We start from the raw sequence: 15,465 nt of genomic DNA, 5'->3' as shown, positions 1-15,465 counted from the left end.
CTCCTACGTCTGATCTCTCAGCCGCGGGTCAATGGCGCGGCGCTGCTCATCTGTCATCCCACGTCGTGTAACGGACTTTGGTGGGATTCCCGGTCGTGGTGTCGGGTGGAACTCGACGGGCTTTCCTCCCGCAATGGCAATCGCGGCGCCCCGGCTGAGGGTGATCTCGTCCTTGATGGACGCGAGGAGAATCTCCACACTGCTCCACGGCGCCTTATCCGGACGGTAGTCCGACGATGCTTTTTGCAACTCGTCATCAGAGATCGAGTTCCGTATAGCTGTCTTCGTCGCCGATTCGGGCGGGAGCCGGTCGATAAGGACCCGGAGCTTCCGCAGAGAAAGGTGGCCCCGGTAGACGTCGAGGAGGTCCAAGCCGTGGAAGTGGTAGGCGAGATCGCCTTCTAGCGCTTCCGCGTGCTCCGAGAGGACCGCGTACGTCCCCCAGACTTTCCCGGGGTCTCTCCGGTGGACTCCATGGCAGCGCCGACGAAAATGTTGATCTCGTCAATGGTGGCGTCCAGTTCAACGAAGGTCGCCACGTCGTCGACGTGAAGAACTCCGGCCGCCCAGGTGTCGTAGTCCGCCTCACGGAGGGCCCGGAGGTACGAGGGGCGCCACTGGGTGATGGGCTTGACCCGCAGGTCAGAGCCGCACAGTACGGCGGTGCCGTACTCCTCCGTCGCCTCGTTCTCCTGCGCCTCGGGTGGGGTGATGTCAGTCATGCGCGCGGGTCTCCTAAGTCAGGGAATTACGAATGCGCGGGTCGTCGTGCAGAATTGAGCGACGCCCCGGACCCGCGCGGAACGGGGCGTCGCTGGCTGAATTGGCGTCGCCTACCCCAGGGTCAGTGGGGCGCTTTCCGGAGACACCGTCAGGGAGAAGGGACTTCGCCGCCGGCCGCGAAGAATCCGCTGACGTCGATGTCCGCGTAGTCGAGCGAGCGGGTCACGGCAGGCGAATTCGCGGCGCCCTTGAAGAACTTGAACGTCATCTGGACGTTCATCACGTCCGTGGTCTGCGGCTGCTCGTCGCCACGCTCGACAACCTTGCCATTCGGCATGTAGAGCCGCATCCGCTTGTCGCCGTCGACGGAATCGAACACGAAGCTGTACCGGAGGTCGTCCGGCTTGTCGGGGAGGCTGTACGTCACGGCGCCCGTGGTGGGCTCCAGGGACGCGATGGGAACGTTGTCGTAGAGCGCGCGGACGAAGGGATTCAGCCCCTCCAGGAAAGTCACCTGAAGCGACTTCACGGACTTCGTCATCAGCGTCCGAATCGGCTCCAGCGAGCCAGCCGCCTCCACGTCCTTGCTCTCTTCCTCAATCTTGAAGAGGCCGCCGTCCGTGGTGATCCAGCCGCAGTTCAGCCACGGCGATGCGGGGTCCGCGAAGTCAGCGGGCATTTCGGTGTTGATCGGTGCGGCGTACACGAGATAGTCCGTGGCGCCGAATGTCAGATCCGCATTGCGGGTATCCGCCATGATGCCTCCAGGGCATGCGAATTGGGCTCCGCAATTCGACTCGCGGAGCTAGGTCAGAGGGATGTCAGGCGGACCGGAGGCTCACCGTGTACGTGGCGCCACGTCGGTGGACCGCCTCGTTCGCCCATGGCTGTCGGGTCGGCCCGGAGTCGCACCGCACGGAGCGGACTACAGCCGTGCCCACCGGTCCGCTCAGGAACACGAGCGCCTTGCGGATCTGCTCCGACAGCGCCCGTGCCTCGTCGGCCGTGGCCGCAAAGACGTCGACCGCGATGCGGGGATGTTGCGCGAACCGGTCGTCACCGCCCCCGACGCGCTCCACGCGGACCATGGGGAGTGTGTCCTCCAGGTCCGCGGGGGTTTCAGCAGCCGCGAAGACGTCGAACCGGGCCTCCAGCCACGGGGCGAGAACGGCCTCCACGTCAGCCACGACGCGCCGCCTTCACGGTGTCGATCGCCTTACTCAGGATCGCGTACCGAGGCACGCGACCATCTCCGGTCTCCACGCGCCAGGCGTGCGGGGCGGTGTTGACTACCTGCGCGCCGAAGCGGCGTCGGGGCTGCCCGCGGAAGGGGACGTTCTTGTTGATCGGCACCACGTCGAAAGAGCGTTTGTACCACCCGGGGTGGCTGTCTTCCGCCGGGTCACCTACGGGCGCCGTCGCCTGCGCAACCTCCATGATGCGTACTGCTGCGTCGCGACACGGCCGTGCCAGCCACGGGCGGCTCACCATGCGGCCGAGTCCGGCGTACCGGCCGGTGTACGTGGATCGAGCCATCAGCCGGTCACCTCCTTCAGTGTGGCCTCAACCCGCGCCAATGACGTCAGCGGGAGGACGAGCGGACGGCCGACAACCTCCCACGTCTCTGTCCCGTCCTCACTGACGATGCGGTCGGAGGGACGAACGTCAGTGCCGAGAGGGGCCGCGAAGACGCGCCGGGTTGTGACGGTCTCGCTCGCGTTGTGTTCCTCGCTCGACGAGCCCACCGTCACGCCGTACGGGCTCATGACGGCACAGTGGTCGACGCGGATGCGCACGCGGGGGCCAGGCACCCACGACCCCGTGGAGTCGCGTACCCGCTCCCCCGCACGCTCGATGTACCAAGTAGCGGACATGATGGCGGGGATCAGGCTCATACCGGCCGCCAAACCGTGACGCAGGGCATGGCCGTGTCATCCGGGGCGATGTCGAGCATGCCCGCTCCGGCCGCCATGCCGACCGCTCGTCGCAGCCGACGCCGCTCGTCTTCGGAGAGAGTGACTCCGGTTTGCGCATCGGCGTAAGTGATCATCATGCCTCCGGCCTGCTCGCTGCGGACGCCTGATGGATTCGTCAGGATCCGTGCGGCCACCGCCAGGGCGACCGCCTTGACGCCACGCTGCGGAGGGTCGGTCAGCCGGATCCCGACCTCACCACGGATCGCATCCTCCGCCAGGTCGTGAGCGAGCTGCGCGCGCTCGTCGGAGATGGGGGTACCGAGTAGGGCCCGGAGCTCACTCAGAAGAAACAGCATCGGCAGCCGCCTTCCGTCGCGCGGGGGCGCGTCGTGGGGCCGCCTTCTTCGTCGGCTTCGCCGGAGCGGGCTCCGTAAGTCGACTTGCGGAGGGCGGAACATCCCACGCCCGCGGGTTGGTAATGAGCTGAACGGCCCACGCCGGTACCTCGTCGTCAGGCCCGAATGCGTGGCTCGCTCCCTGGTTGTCTGTGACGTGTACGTACGTCGCGAGCCGCGCCATGTCAGCTCACCGTCAGGGCAGCGGTGCCCGGAGACACGGCCATGCCCTGCGCCGGGTCGGTCACGGTCACGGTGCACGTGCCCGACTTACCCTGCGCGGTCGCCGTGACGGTGGTGGTGCCGACGGCCACGGCCGTGACAAGTCCGCCAGTCGAAACGGTCGCCACGGCGGGGGTGGAGCTCACCCACGTGGCGGTGGAGGTCACGGTCTCAGTGGCCCCGCTGGACAGCGTGAGCGTCGCCGTGAGCTGCTGTGTGGTTGCCAAGATCCAGTCCTATCTAGTGGAGGTGGAGGTGACGCCTAGCCCAAAGTGAGGGCCGTGCTTCCCGGCGCCACCGTCAGGGAGAAGGGGCGTCGAGCACGGAGGCGGTCATGGTCGCATCCGGGTTGCCGATGATCGGAAGTACGATCGCCGTCGCACGGGTCCAGAGAGTCTGTGGGTCCTCCGAGTGGTACGCACCGACCGCGATGCCTGCCTCCGCACCAGCCAGGCCGTAGCGCGAGTCCTGAGACTCGATCGGGGAGCCCCACAGGGTCTCGCCGACCTTGACGTTGGGCGGTGGGAGAAGTGCGATCTGATTGGCAGGGGTGATCCGCGTGGACACGCCCTCCACGTTCACCTGAGCGTCGTAGATGATCGGCTCCGGGAGCTCCTGCGCCGACAGTGCCTCACGGAGCTGCGCGGCCGTCAGCGTCGGCAGGCTCGTCGACGAGCTGTTCGGGAAGATGACGTTCTTCATCTGCTCGTTGCGCCGGAGGAAGTTGAACGCCCGGCGAGACATGATCATGCGGGTAGGCATGTACCCGTTCAGGTCGAGGTAGTACTCCTGCCATGCGGTCAGGTCGTCGGCCACGGCCGCCGTGGGGTCGTCCCACGTCTTCGCAGCCGTCACCGAGTTGCCCGCAGCACGCCCGTAGTCGACGCCACCGTTGACGCCGTTCTCGTCCAGGTCCACCTTCGCGGAGAAGATCGCCTCGCCACGCGCCAGCTCCACCCGGGCCGCGATGCCCGATGCCAGAATGCTGGCGTCCGACTCCAGCGCGTCCCGGAGCTCCTCGTTCTGCGTGTCCAGGTTCCGGCGCTTGATGCGCTCGTACTCGCCGAGCGGCAGCTTGCGCGAGATCGGAGGCAGCTCGCCGTAGACGCGGGCCCCGCCGGCGCGCTTGCCGATGTCCGACTCCGCGTCGTAGTTCCGGAACACGGCAGCATCGATGAGGCCGCCGCCACCGCGGGTGAAGCGGTAGGAGAGGTCGTTCACCGTGGCGTCCGGAAGGATCTGGTGAAGGATGAACTGGTTCTGCTGGTAGTCACGGAGGGCCGCACGAGCGTAGCCGGTGAGCTCTGCCGGAGTGACGTACTCGTCAATGAGCTGCATGTGTCACGTCCTCTCAGACGGTGTAGATGCGGGACGCGACGTCGGCCATGCCGTCAGCGTCGACGGGAACAGGGAGCTTGTCGGCGCGGACGAAGCCGTGAACGAGCATCGAACCGCCGACCTTCGCAGACACGCGTCCACGGTGGTCCACGACCTCAACACCAGTAAACAGAAAGCCCGCAAGTGTCTCGCGGCCGTCGATGGCGTCGCCCGCGTAGAGGCCATACAGACCTGACGCGGTAATCTCCGCGACCGGCAGGCCAGACTTCAGGTAGCCGTCCGGGTAGTGGTCAGCCTGTGCGAACGTCGAAACGTCCAGGGTGATGCCGCGCGGGCAGTCGGTACCGTGCTCGCTGCCGAGCCAGTCCCGGCGGTCCTGCGAAAAGGACTCCGTCCTCAGAGACAGATCCATTGGTTTCCCTCCAAGGGAGTAGATCAGGTGGTGCCGCCATTGCGCGCCTTGAAGCGCGCCTCGCCGGAGTCGACGGTCTTGCCAGTGCCGACGTCAGACCCCGACCCGGACGGGGGCCGCCGGGGGATGTCAGTCGGTGCGGTGCTGAAGAGACCCATGAGCGCGTCCGCGTCCTCCTCCAGCTCCTCCTTCGTGGAGCCCTGGAGCCGTGCAGCTTGGTCGCTGGTCAGCCCCTTCGAGAGGGCCACTTCGAGGAGGAGCGACCGCCGGACGGCGGCGTCAGCGTCCGCGCGGGCGGTGGCTGCTGCCTGCTCCGCCGTGGCCTTCTCCGCCTGGACGCGCTCTACGTCGCTCAGCTCCGCAGCCTTGCGGGTCTTCAGCTCCTCGTCGGAGGCACGGAGTCGCTCCAGCTCCGCAGCGTCAGGGGCCGCCTTGGCGGTCGCCTCGTGCTTGCGCGCGTGGTGCTTCCAGTAGGCCACCTGGTGTTCGGTGGCCATCTCGGCGACGGGCGTCGCATCTGGGTAACCGTGCTCATTGAGCTGCGGGGCGTTCGGATCGATCTCAGACATGCTGTGTTCCCCTGTCGGGAGTCGTCGGCCCGTGGCGGGCGTCAGGTCGGTAGGTTGATGTCGTCGGGGCCGGTGAAGCGCTGTCCGGCAAAGCCGAGCACCGGGCCCATTTCGCCGTGGTCGTTGGCGACGATGATCTTGCGGTAGTCGACCGCTCGTCCTCCGCGGTCGCTCTTGCCGAGCGCCTCCTCCACGGCATCGTGGATGCGCTCCAGCTTCTCTTCGTCGATCACCTGGCCAGGATCCTCGTCGGCCGTCACGAGCTTCACGAGGCAGTCACAGCCCGGGTGGATCGGCGCCAAGTCTCGCTTCAAGTAGCGCTGCGTCGACGCGATCATGCAGAGAGCACAGTCGTACTCGCCCTGGAGTTCCCGGACGGTGTAGGTGAAGTGGGGCATCTGTTCCCCCACCTCGCGCACAGTGTGGGTGCGGGCAAGCTGGAGGTCCGTCTTCGCGATCGTCTCCAGCCGATAGGCACCCCGGTTCAGCGCCTCGTCGAGGGAGACGTCGTCGCCCAGGGCCGCCCACACCTCTTTGAATGGTCTCCGGTAGACCTCTGCCGGATCGACGTCGCGGAGCGCGCGGCCCGTCACAGTGTCTAGGTCGAGGTCAACCCGGCGGGCTCGTCCGTCAACCTCCCGGTAAAGCTGCTCCAGGTACGACGCTGTCAGGCTCGCCACCTGGCGCTGCCCGGCCAGAAGAACCGGGAGTGCGGTGCGCTCAAAGCGTCGGACGTCGGTGTCACGCCAGGAGCCGAGCCCGGTCCATGTGCGGGTGACGCGACCGAGCGTCGACGACCACACGGAGCCGACGGCGGCTCCGTAGCGCCGGTCAAGCCGCGTCAGGGACATCGTCACGTCCGATCACGGTGCGCCGATCCTGCTGCCTGGCATCCCGCACGGCCCGAAGGGATACCGGCTCCGGGTCGGTCGTCGGCGTTGCATTAAGTGCGTCGGCCGCACGGTCGATCTCCATGCGAGAGATCTGCGCGGGGGTATATCCCATATCCTCCATGCGCTGACGCCACGGGACGCCGGCAGCCTGCTTCTTCACGGCTGCGTCGGCGAGCTCAGAGACAGTGCGGGACTCAGAGTCAGCCCAGATGGTCTCAGCCTGGAAATCGTTGGCGCGGGGGTCGTCGAGGACTCTGAAGGCGAGTCGCATCACCTGCTCCCACGACTCCCCGAACTCCCGCTTCTTGCTCTTGACCTTGCTGGCCAATCCGGTCTCAGCAGCCTTCAGCGCGTCCCCGGACACATTGACCACCTGACCAAGGAGATAGTGAGGCGGGGTCTTCGAAATGGCAGCCAAGTCCTGTACGGCGGAGCCCACGGCAGCCACGTACGGGCGGAGGTCGGTAGCAGCGAACTCACCAAACTTGACTTCGGAGTCCTCGGTGGTCCAGAGGCTCTTGATGTCCAGCTTGTACGGCTGGATCTTCTGGCCGGTAATGGGGTCCTCGTCGACCTCCAGACCGGCGGCCCACCGCTGCCTGAAAGCCCCGTACTTCATCGCCGCAATGAGATTGATCAAGCTCAAGTTGATGCGGTTCTGAATAGGGATGACGTCCTCGTGTTCGGCGTACCCCCCGGCCCGACGGTTGCGTCGGTTTACGAAAGGCACTAGCGGAACAACACCCAGTGTGTTCGGGCCACTCGTTTCACCGCCGCTGGGGAGCGTCCACACGTCCCACGAGTCCAGTCGGGCGGCGCGCTCTGGGAACACCACGTCGGTAAGGTCCGAGACGAACTCGTGCACCTCGTCGCGAGTCCACAGCGTCGCCCGCGACTTCCCTGTCCAGTCGTCCAGGTACATGTAGAGGCCCGCCGCGATCTCCCGCGGGTTGTGCGGGTCACGGGCGACGACCACCTGACGGGCGGACTTGTGAAGCATCCGGGGGCGGCCCTTGCCGTCGTCCTCCACCAACACGAAGCTTCGTCGCTGGGCTAGGGCGCCGTAGTGGACGACCTCCGACTCCGCGTCCATGCTGTTTTCCTGCCAGATGCGGTTGGCGTCGTCGTCGGCAGTGCTGCTGTCGCCTACGCGGAAGCCCTCCACTCCGAGCCGTTCGGCAGGCGAGTCAATGACCAGCGCCGTCCAGTTCGTTCGCGCGTCCCGCATCCACTCGCGGGCCTCTCTGGGGTCCACGCCAGGGACGTGCGGGAGCGGTGGGCGACCGTCTGCGTATGCCTGGAGCTGTCGCAGCCCAGGAATGACCTCCGGGTAACCCCGATAGTCCGTCTGCACATGGTCGTCACGCTCGTAGAGCAGTGCGTGACCAAGCCGAGCCAGCCACCACCCGGGGGACTGCGGCGTACTTGCGTCGATGGGCACGTAGCCCCCCTCTCAGAATGCAACAAGGCGACTGGAGCGCTTCTTGCGCTTGGTGATTCCTGCGGCTACCGCATCCGCGCGCGCCTCATAGGCGAGTGCGGCGCTCATGGCAGCGTCGATCTTCTTCGGGCTCTTCGGGTGCTCCTTGCCGATGCCCATGTGATTGCGGCCCATCGGCCGGCGCTTGGCGTTCAGCACGTGGCGGGAAAGCGCCGCACCCTTGCGCGCATAGTCGGCGTCGGTGGCGTCGGCCTTATCGGTCCCGCACCACGAAAGACCCTTGTCCTCCACGGCCTCCACAAATCGGCTGAGGGCCTGCTCCATGGCCGTGGGTCGATTCGTCCACCACTCCAGCGGGCGAGCCTGCGTGGCACGGACCCGGAGGTCGTCGCCGTGATCGCGGGTCCAGGCGTCCACGTAGTCCTGCCAGTGCGGCGGGTCGCAGTAGAAGCCGCAGACGTCGAAGCGCTCGAAGGCACGGGCCACAGCAGCGTCAACCGACTCGCGGTCTACCTGCCACCCTTCGCCCTCCGGCCCCTCCGGCTTCTCCCAGACTCCGAGGAGCTGGAGATGCCCGTCAGAGACGCGGCAGGCTGTGAGCGCCGTGGCGTCGTCGCGGATCGAACCGTCGAATCCCAGCGTGACGAGCTCCCCCGCGGCTATCTCCTCGTCGCGCCGGCAGAGGAGCCAGACGTCCGGGTCCATCCACGCGTCGGAGCTGCTTGTCCTGGAGTTGAGAAAGTAGCGCTTGCCGTCGGCGCTGTCGTTGCGGAGGTCGTAGAAGTCGTCGACGAGCGTATCCTCATCGATCCACTCCATGGCGTCGCCGTAGGCATCGCGGAGAGCGGCGCGGAGCTGCGTCTCGTCCTTCAAGTCCTTGCAGACGCCGTAACGGTGGTCGTAGAGAAGTCGGGACCGGCCGCGCTTCTTGCGGCCCTCACGGATCGCTTCGGCTTCCTCGTAGGTGCGCTCAGCAACAGAGTCCTGTCCCGGCGCGAACATGGTCGTGGTTTCCAAGTACCACGTGCCCGCACCCTTCTTGCGCTTGCGCAAGTTTCGGGTCACCGTCGAGTACATGCGCCGCAGCTCAGGCGTGTTGTAAAGGTGTGTCTCGTCGAAGCAGACCCACGTTTCTTTGCGCCCGTCCTTCGACGACGACGACGCTGTTGACGGTGCGATCTCGCCACCGCCCGGCAAGTTGATCCGGGTCAGCCCGGGGTCCAACCCAGGGATGGCAGACAGAGGTGACGACTCGTCGACGCAGTTGAAGTGCATCGTGTCGAAGACGTTTCCGGTCTGCCCCTCCTCCGTCGCCATGATGCGGACATAGGGCACCTTGACCGGTCGACCCATCGGCTCGCCCGGTTCATAGACGTGTTCGAAGCCCAAGCCCCACGGATCGCGGTAGACCTCTCCACCCTCGGCCCATCCGGCGAAGCGAGCGGGGCCAAGTGCTTCGAAGAGCCCGATGCGGGCACCGAGCCCGGACTTGTCGCAACCCTTCGGGCGGGAGAAGAAAGCCGAGTCGTAGAGGAGCTTGCCCTCGTCATCATCGACCGCGTAGCAGTCCACCACGAACCCGGTGTACTCGTCGCCGTGGCGGACGGGCTCGCCCTGGACGTCGCCAGGACCGTGGACCACCATGAACTCCATCCACGCAACCGCGAGCCACCCCAGAGAGCGGAAGCGGTCGTGTCCAGGGGCGCGTACCGTGACGTGCGGCATCGGCACCCCCTCTCGTCGGTCAGCCGGCCAGTCTCGCTCTCCGCGAGTTGATGTCGGATACGTTGTCGGAGCGCTGTACGGGCGCCTGGCGGGCGTTCACGGGGTCGTCGACCTTGAGCTTCAGACGCGCCCTGTCCTCTGGCGTAGCGCCGAACTTGGCGGCCCTGAGCCGCACTTCAGACGCGAACTCCCAGCGCCCCTTGGCCCACATCGTGTGGTGCATCAGGGCGGTGTCGACCAGGAAGAGCCAGTCAGTCTGAACGAAGGTCTGAGCGACCGGCGACGTGCGCCAAGACTCCCACCACGCCTGCGTCATGGGGTGCCATCGGACGATCTCCCCAGTGTCCTCGTCGACACCGAGCACGCCCTCCGGGAGCTCCGGGCCGCGGAGTTCGTCGTCAGGGACGATCACGGTCTCCGGCTCGGAGGCGTTGCGCCGACGGCGCTTGGATGGGTCTTTTGGTGCTGGTCCGCGGCCGGCCATCACTCAGCCTCCGCAGCTTCGATACGCTTGATCTCCGACCGCCAGTAGGCGACCTGACGCAGTTCTCCGGCAGTGAAGACGTGTGTCTCCGCCACGGAGCCGTCAGCACGCTCTACGACCTCGTGGTCTGCGTGCAAGCACATGGAAACCTCCCAGGTAGGAACGACGAACGTCGTCCCATGTCGGGAGCTACGCCGTCAGCTTGGTCACCACCGCGGAGAGGTCCGCGAGGATCGACGGAGACGAGCCATGTCGGCGCCCCGTCATTGCGATGTACCGGCCGGTCCCGTAGATCTCCACGGCCGTACCGTCGGGGCGTCGGATGCGGCGTCCATGTCGGACGTCCGCGCGTCCCCAGATATGCAGGCCGTCGCCGGACGGGGACACCTCTACGTAGGTGGCGCCCGCGTCGCGGATGATGGCTGCTGCCCACGGCTCCAGACGACCCGTGAGCGGGTTCAGGCAGTGGTCCAGGTCGATGCACACGATGTCGTCGACGTCCGAGAGGACGAAGCCCAGACCTGCGCCGACCGTCGAAGCGGCGGCGCTCTTGTAGCTGCTCCACGTCCGCGGGTCCGTGCTGGAGGCCGGCATGCCGTCGACCGTGAGCGGGACCTTCGTCGCGGACCGTCGGACCCACCTGTCGCGGGTCGTCAGTTCGTCGGGGAGCGGGTTCTTCTTCGCCGCGCGGTGAAGCGCTACGCGGCATCGGGTGGAGCACGTCCGAGCATCAGCGCGAGCGGTGATCGGCATGTCGCCTCCGCACCGTGCACAGTGTCGCTCGGTCTTCATCATGACTCCAGTGTAGCAAGGGGCGTGTAACACTTACAGGCTTCTGACCTGGGAAGATGAGCGAGGATTCCCACCCGTCGCGTAACGCTTAGGGCCCCTCGCCCCGCTCAGCGGCCCCCAGGAAGCCGCTCAGGACCGTCTCCCGGTTGACCGCGAGAGCGTCTCGTTCGATCACCCCCAGACCCCCCAGACCCGTACAGAGCGCGAGAACCAGCACTCTTACGGTCTTCAAGGCGTTCCGAAGGGGATCACCCCCCTGGGGCCAGGGCTAGTCGATCTTCGCCGTGAAACCGGCGCGGGGTGCCCGGTGATCACCGTCAGCGAGCTCACCCATGATCACCAACCGGCTCGGCACCAAGGTTAGGGTTACCGTAGTTAGGTCACCCTTAGCGCGAGTGCCGACATGGATCTTCGGAGGCCGCGCAAGACGACCTATGTCAACGCCATTGACAACCACCCGAGTTACCTGTAGGCCATCCTCGCCCGTGTCGTCCGGCTCCTCCAGTACCACATGTGCGCCGCTCACGTCTAGCCCTCCAACGCCGGATGGATACGAGGAGCGCGATGCACACTCACGCGCGTGCGCGCGGCTGCCGAGCCGCCCTCACTGCTGCTCTTCTGCCTGTGGTGCCACGCACACAGCAGCCGCAGATTCGCGTCGCTGTGGTCGTCTCCGGGCCGTATGTGGTCGACGTCGGTACCAGGCAGCTCGCACCGTCGGCCGTCGCTGTAGACGGCCGTACAGACCCCGCCGTCGCGCCGGATGATGCGGCGTCGGATCGCCGTCCAGTTCCTCGGGAGGCGCTGCCTGCGCGTGCTTCCTGCCCATACCATTCGCCCACCTCCGTCAGGGTTCGTCGCGTACGCTGCTGCCATCCGCGGCCAGGGGAGGCCGCTCGTCAGGGGGTTGCCGTGAGGATGTCTGGTCGTGCTGCGCTGTACATGGCGTCGATAGGTGCGTGCGCTGCGCTCGTGAGTGGGTGCTCGTCGTCGGACGAGGCGGCATCCCCGACGTCGCCGTCAGCGCCGGCCGCGAAGGAAGTAGCCGCGGAAAACTCGTCCTCCCCGTCCCCTTCAAAATCGGCGGGGCCGGCGATCAAAATCGGGGGTACCGGTCGTTTCGACGTTGTCGAGACGGACGAGTACGGCGAGAATCCGAAGGTGGCCACACAGCTCGAAGTCACGGCCACGAAGGCGGAGTACGTATCGCCCGCGGACATCGGCACGACCAACAAGCCGAAGGGCCAGTACGTCCGCCTCACGCTCACGGTGAAGAACGTCGGCAAGAAGCCGGGCGACTTCGCCGCGTACGGGATGATGAAGTGGGAGAACGCCAGTACCGCCACTCAGGACGCCTCCACGCTGGAGGGCGTCGGCGACGGCCCGGATCTCGACACGACGTACAAGCCGGGGCAGGCCGTGACGGGCTCCCTCGTGCTCGACGTCGGCACCAAGGGCGGGACGGTGAGCTACTGGGGCGACTCGTCCGACGGGCCGCTGTTCAGCATCGAACTGCCGTCGTAAGGTCATCTCGTGGCTGACGACGGAACGAAGTACCGGCGGATCGCTGACGACATCCGGGCGAACATCGCCAACGGGCATCTGGCAGTCGGCGACCGCGTGCCCGGCGAGAACGACATCATGGCCCGGTACGACGTTGCCCGGATGACCGCTCGCCAGGCGCTCGCCGTGCTGCGCGAGGACGGCATCGTCGACGTGCAGCGGGGCCGGGGCACGTTCGTCCGGGCCGCCCCTCGCGCACTGAGCGGGTCAGTGGAGGTCCCCAAGGAGCTCCTCCAGGAGCTTCAGGCCCGTCACGGCCTTTCGGAGGCCGACCTCCGCCGCATCCTTCCGACGGCTCAGGTGCGTCTTGCCGAGACCGATGACGGCGGACGCTGGGTCGTCGAGTACTGGACGCCGTAGGTGTATACCGCTTCTGCTTGTCGGGACAGCAGGATTCGAACCTGCGTCCTCCCGCTCCCAAAGCGGGCGCGCTGACCAAGCTGCGCCATATCCCGTGGAGCCGCACCCGGGATCGAACCGGAGCCATGACCTGAACCCGTAACGTTCGTGCGGCTGTGTGCTGTCCGGGTCCCGCCGTCGGACAGCAATGCGGCCCGATCATGCGTCGGTACCGCTACATAGGGCGCGTGCTGCACAGTCACGCACGGGACGCCTGGCCCGGGTGGAGGGAATCGAACCCCCGCAGGCGGCTTTGGAGACCGCTGCTCTGCCACTGAGCTACACCCGATCGGCGTCGGCCGGATGTGCCGGAGCGTCCTCCGGAGATACGACCGTCCGCCTCGTCCCTCCGCCCGGAGTTGAACCGGGATCAGCGCGACCACAACGCGCGGCTCTAGCCATTGAGCTACGAAGGGTGTGTCATCGGCCGGAGCGCTCGACCACGCTCTACCCGGAGGAGAGTGCGGGGAGCACGGGAGCGCTTCCGGCCGTCGGAGAGGGGTGGGCGCCGCGCCACTCGCCGACGCCGCCAACTTTCCCTCTCACTATAGTTATGGTGGGCGTGTGACGCTTTGTTGATCTTGATCCGCCCCCTCCGCCCCGGGGGTGTCCAAATGTCAAACTAACCCCTATTTTCTAAACCTCCTTAACGCGTGATAGAGGAATATGAAAATAGGGGTTAGTTTGACACTTTGGCCCTCAGTTCGACTCATCAGGCAACGCAGCGTGATGGATTGATACCCCATCATCACGTTGCGCAGTTATCCATAGGTCACCTGTGGATGCCGGGGGACGGGGCGGCCGGTCGACGAGGAGTGGGAAGGGGTGCCGCCGGCGTCGGCGACACTCCCCCGGCCCTCATGTAGCCCTACGAGTCGTTATCAATCCGTTACCCGCGTTGCGCAGTCACCGGTCCGCGGTCACCCAGGTGACAGCAATTCTGTCTTCGACTGGCCTGCGGTCGCCCTGCCCCGTCGACGGCAGCAGTGTGAGATCCTCGATCGCGCAGCGCAGCAACATGCGCTTGTCGATGAGTTCCGCGGCCTCCCACGCCTCACTGAGTAGCGCGCCGTCCAGAAGGGGCGTCAAGTCCGACTGACGCCTGAGCGCTTCGAGCTCGACGCGCTGAGCTTCGATTTGAGCCGTCAGACCCGCAGAGAGCTTTTCGAACCGGTCCTTCTTCAGCCGGCCGTGAATGAAGTACGCATCCTCCAGCTCAGCCATGCGCCGTTCGGCGTCGTCCAGCGCGGCAGACACATGACGCTGCTGCTCCGCCTGCTCAGGGTCCTGGTATGCCAACCATCGACGTGCGATCTCGTGAAGCACCGGGTCATCCGGCTCCAAGGAGGAGACGTGCGTAACCCACATCTCACCTACCGTCCAGTCCACCCGGGCGGCAGTTGTACGCACACCGGCACACGCCGCAGGGCCACCCTCCATGCGCGTGCGGCACCTGTACGACGCTCCACCGGAGACCAGCCCGACCCTGCAATGCGGGCATCGCATGATGCCGGTAAGGATCTTGCCTGCGCTTCGTACACCGTGCCGCCCGATCGTGCCCGCGACTGTGCGCGAGCTGAAGTACGTGCGAATGGCGTACCACTCCGTCACCGACACGACTCCGGTGCCGCACTTGACCGGGTGGCCGGCGCTGTCCAGTAGGGGTTCAGCCTTCCAGCCCCACTTGTCGATCGGATTCCCGAACTCGTCGACGTGCCTCTCCCGGTAGGGGACGAGACCAGCCCACAGAGGTGATTGGGCCATGCGCGAGATCGCGTTGGCCGACCAATGCCGCCCGGTGCGCGTGGTGGCCCCTTCAGCGGTCATCCTGTGGGAGATCGTGGTCCCTGCCTCTCCCCTGAGGAGTGCATCGGCAATGGCCCTGGCCGTCGGGTATTCCTCCGGGTGCGGTCCGACTTTCCCGTCTCCGACGTGCTTCACCCCGTACGGAGGCCGTCCACCAGGAGCCCGCCCCAGGATTCTGTGCGAGTCCAACCCGACCTGGACCCGCATGGAAATGTCCTTCGCCTCTTCCCGCGCACGCTCGGAGAGGATGGCGAACACCATCCGACCGCCCTTTGAGCTGTCCAGTCCTTCCGACACCGAGACAAGCCGAGCGCGCCGCTTGTCCAGTTCGTCCAGGAGACTGCCCACCTCCCCCATTCCGCGGCGGTCAAGGCGGTCCGTCTTCCACACGGCCAGTGTCAGTGACCGGCGCGCGAGTACGGCAGCTTTGGCAGCCTCAAACTGATCACGCCGGACGTGTGCCTTGCTCGCGCTGCGTTGCTCCAGCCATACGTGCCGGATCTCTAGGTTTTCCGTCTGCGCCCACCTGACGACGTCACGCAGATGCCCGCGCAGCGTCGCCACATCCTCTTGCTTCTTGGACCGGCGAAGGTACACGTCGACGAGCTGAGCTGGGTCCGCTACCGCTGGCTGGTCCAGACCCATACCCTTCAGCTCTGCCGCTGTGAAGCCGAGACTCAACAGTTCGTCAACGTCTTCTCTCTGCTGCATTGCCACCCCTACGGAGTAGTTCCTCCTCGATCACACTGTACCTAGGGAGGCGCACCTCCGGTGCCCCGCGATCGAG

General features: G+C 66.2%; 20 protein-coding genes and 3 tRNA genes. 2 read left to right on the top strand and 21 right to left on the bottom strand.

Annotated elements, in window-relative coordinates:
• Nucleotides 1-3: 3 nt before the first annotated feature.
• From ACFC79_RS36210 to ACFC79_RS36130, 17 genes are all read right to left on the bottom strand, one after another.
• Nucleotides 4-372 carry a hypothetical protein gene (locus ACFC79_RS36210; protein WP_376249248.1) on the bottom strand — a complete coding sequence of 123 codons (369 nt, stop codon included), beginning with the start codon at nucleotides 370-372 and terminating at the stop codon, nucleotides 4-6.
• Nucleotides 373-401: 29 nt separating this feature from the next.
• Nucleotides 402-722 (bottom strand): hypothetical protein, encoded by a 321-nt coding sequence (locus ACFC79_RS36205; protein ID WP_376249246.1) that lies wholly within the window; start codon nucleotides 720-722, stop codon nucleotides 402-404.
• 149 nt (nucleotides 723-871) lie between these two features.
• Nucleotides 872-1,480 (bottom strand): phage tail protein, encoded by a 609-nt coding sequence (locus ACFC79_RS36200; RefSeq protein WP_376249244.1) that lies wholly within the window; start codon nucleotides 1,478-1,480, stop codon nucleotides 872-874.
• 64 nt (nucleotides 1,481-1,544) lie between these two features.
• On the bottom strand, nucleotides 1,545-1,910 hold the full coding sequence (locus tag ACFC79_RS36195) for a hypothetical protein (protein WP_376249242.1): 366 nt from the start codon (nucleotides 1,908-1,910) through the stop codon (nucleotides 1,545-1,547).
• The gene (locus ACFC79_RS36190; protein ID WP_376249240.1) at nucleotides 1,903-2,259 is read right to left on the bottom strand and encodes a hypothetical protein; all 357 of its coding nucleotides are present in this window, start codon (nucleotides 2,257-2,259) and stop codon (nucleotides 1,903-1,905) included. Before ACFC79_RS36190 ends, ACFC79_RS36195 begins: the two co-directional genes overlap by 8 nt.
• On the bottom strand, nucleotides 2,259-2,618 hold the full coding sequence (locus tag ACFC79_RS36185; RefSeq protein WP_376249238.1) for a hypothetical protein: 360 nt from the start codon (nucleotides 2,616-2,618) through the stop codon (nucleotides 2,259-2,261). Before ACFC79_RS36185 ends, ACFC79_RS36190 begins: the two co-directional genes overlap by 1 nt.
• Nucleotides 2,615-2,995, bottom strand: coding sequence for a hypothetical protein (locus ACFC79_RS36180; protein WP_376249236.1), 381 nt, complete (start codon nucleotides 2,993-2,995; stop codon nucleotides 2,615-2,617). The genes ACFC79_RS36185 and ACFC79_RS36180 overlap by 4 nt, the downstream gene beginning before the upstream one ends.
• Before the next feature lie 224 nt (nucleotides 2,996-3,219).
• A complete protein-coding gene (locus ACFC79_RS36175; protein WP_376249234.1) occupies nucleotides 3,220-3,483 on the bottom strand; it encodes an Ig-like domain-containing protein in 264 nt (87 codons plus the stop codon).
• Nucleotides 3,484-3,556: 73 nt separating this feature from the next.
• Nucleotides 3,557-4,594 carry a major capsid protein gene (locus tag ACFC79_RS36170; RefSeq protein WP_376249232.1) on the bottom strand — a complete coding sequence of 346 codons (1,038 nt, stop codon included), beginning with the start codon at nucleotides 4,592-4,594 and terminating at the stop codon, nucleotides 3,557-3,559.
• Nucleotides 4,595-4,607: 13 nt separating this feature from the next.
• A complete protein-coding gene (locus ACFC79_RS36165; protein ID WP_376249231.1) occupies nucleotides 4,608-5,006 on the bottom strand; it encodes a head decoration protein in 399 nt (132 codons plus the stop codon).
• A gap of 23 nt (nucleotides 5,007-5,029) precedes the next feature.
• Entirely contained in the window at nucleotides 5,030-5,575 is a 546-nt protein-coding gene (locus tag ACFC79_RS36160; RefSeq protein ID WP_376249229.1) for a hypothetical protein, read from the bottom strand.
• Between the two features lie 41 nt (nucleotides 5,576-5,616).
• Nucleotides 5,617-6,426, bottom strand: coding sequence for a hypothetical protein (locus ACFC79_RS36155; protein WP_376249285.1), 810 nt, complete (start codon nucleotides 6,424-6,426; stop codon nucleotides 5,617-5,619).
• On the bottom strand, nucleotides 6,407-7,723 hold the full coding sequence (locus ACFC79_RS36150) for a phage portal protein (RefSeq protein WP_376249227.1): 1,317 nt from the start codon (nucleotides 7,721-7,723) through the stop codon (nucleotides 6,407-6,409). Before ACFC79_RS36150 ends, ACFC79_RS36155 begins: the two co-directional genes overlap by 20 nt.
• 198 nt (nucleotides 7,724-7,921) lie before the next feature.
• On the bottom strand, nucleotides 7,922-9,562 hold the full coding sequence (locus tag ACFC79_RS36145) for a terminase (protein WP_376249225.1): 1,641 nt from the start codon (nucleotides 9,560-9,562) through the stop codon (nucleotides 7,922-7,924).
• Nucleotides 9,563-9,653: 91 nt separating this feature from the next.
• A complete protein-coding gene (locus ACFC79_RS36140) occupies nucleotides 9,654-10,046 on the bottom strand; it encodes a hypothetical protein (protein ID WP_376249223.1) in 393 nt (130 codons plus the stop codon).
• Nucleotides 10,047-10,117: 71 nt separating this feature from the next.
• Nucleotides 10,118-10,261, bottom strand: coding sequence for a hypothetical protein (locus ACFC79_RS36135; RefSeq protein ID WP_376249221.1), 144 nt, complete (start codon nucleotides 10,259-10,261; stop codon nucleotides 10,118-10,120).
• A 46-nt stretch (nucleotides 10,262-10,307) separates the two neighbouring features.
• Nucleotides 10,308-10,871: a bifunctional DNA primase/polymerase gene (locus tag ACFC79_RS36130; RefSeq protein WP_376249219.1), complete on the bottom strand. Its 564-nt coding sequence runs from the start codon at nucleotides 10,869-10,871 to the stop codon at nucleotides 10,308-10,310.
• A 1,200-nt stretch (nucleotides 10,872-12,071) separates the two neighbouring features.
• Between ACFC79_RS36130 and ACFC79_RS36125 the strand changes: the two genes are divergently transcribed.
• Together ACFC79_RS36125 and ACFC79_RS36120 are read left to right on the top strand one after the other, a co-directional pair.
• On the top strand, nucleotides 12,072-12,434 hold the full coding sequence (locus tag ACFC79_RS36125) for a DUF4352 domain-containing protein (RefSeq protein ID WP_376249217.1): 363 nt from the start codon (nucleotides 12,072-12,074) through the stop codon (nucleotides 12,432-12,434).
• A 9-nt stretch (nucleotides 12,435-12,443) separates the two neighbouring features.
• Nucleotides 12,444-12,833 (top strand): GntR family transcriptional regulator, encoded by a 390-nt coding sequence (locus ACFC79_RS36120; RefSeq protein ID WP_376249215.1) that lies wholly within the window; start codon nucleotides 12,444-12,446, stop codon nucleotides 12,831-12,833.
• 20 nt (nucleotides 12,834-12,853) lie between these two features.
• Here ACFC79_RS36120 and ACFC79_RS36115 read toward each other — a convergent pair.
• From ACFC79_RS36115 to ACFC79_RS36100, 4 genes are all read right to left on the bottom strand, one after another.
• Nucleotides 12,854-12,928 (bottom strand) — tRNA-Pro (locus tag ACFC79_RS36115).
• A gap of 159 nt (nucleotides 12,929-13,087) precedes the next feature.
• A tRNA-Trp gene (locus ACFC79_RS36110) sits at nucleotides 13,088-13,161 on the bottom strand.
• Nucleotides 13,162-13,216: 55 nt separating this feature from the next.
• Nucleotides 13,217-13,288: transfer RNA gene (locus tag ACFC79_RS36105), tRNA-His, on the bottom strand.
• 490 nt (nucleotides 13,289-13,778) lie between these two features.
• Nucleotides 13,779-15,389, bottom strand: a complete 1,611-nt coding sequence (locus tag ACFC79_RS36100; protein WP_376249283.1) for a recombinase family protein — start codon at nucleotides 15,387-15,389, stop codon at nucleotides 13,779-13,781.
• Nucleotides 15,390-15,465: the final 76 nt, after the last annotated feature.

Source organism: Streptomyces sp. NPDC056061 (genome assembly GCF_042266885.1).
Taxonomy (GTDB): domain Bacteria; phylum Actinomycetota; class Actinomycetes; order Streptomycetales; family Streptomycetaceae; genus Streptomyces.
This window is presented reverse-complemented; position numbering and strand designations above follow the sequence as displayed.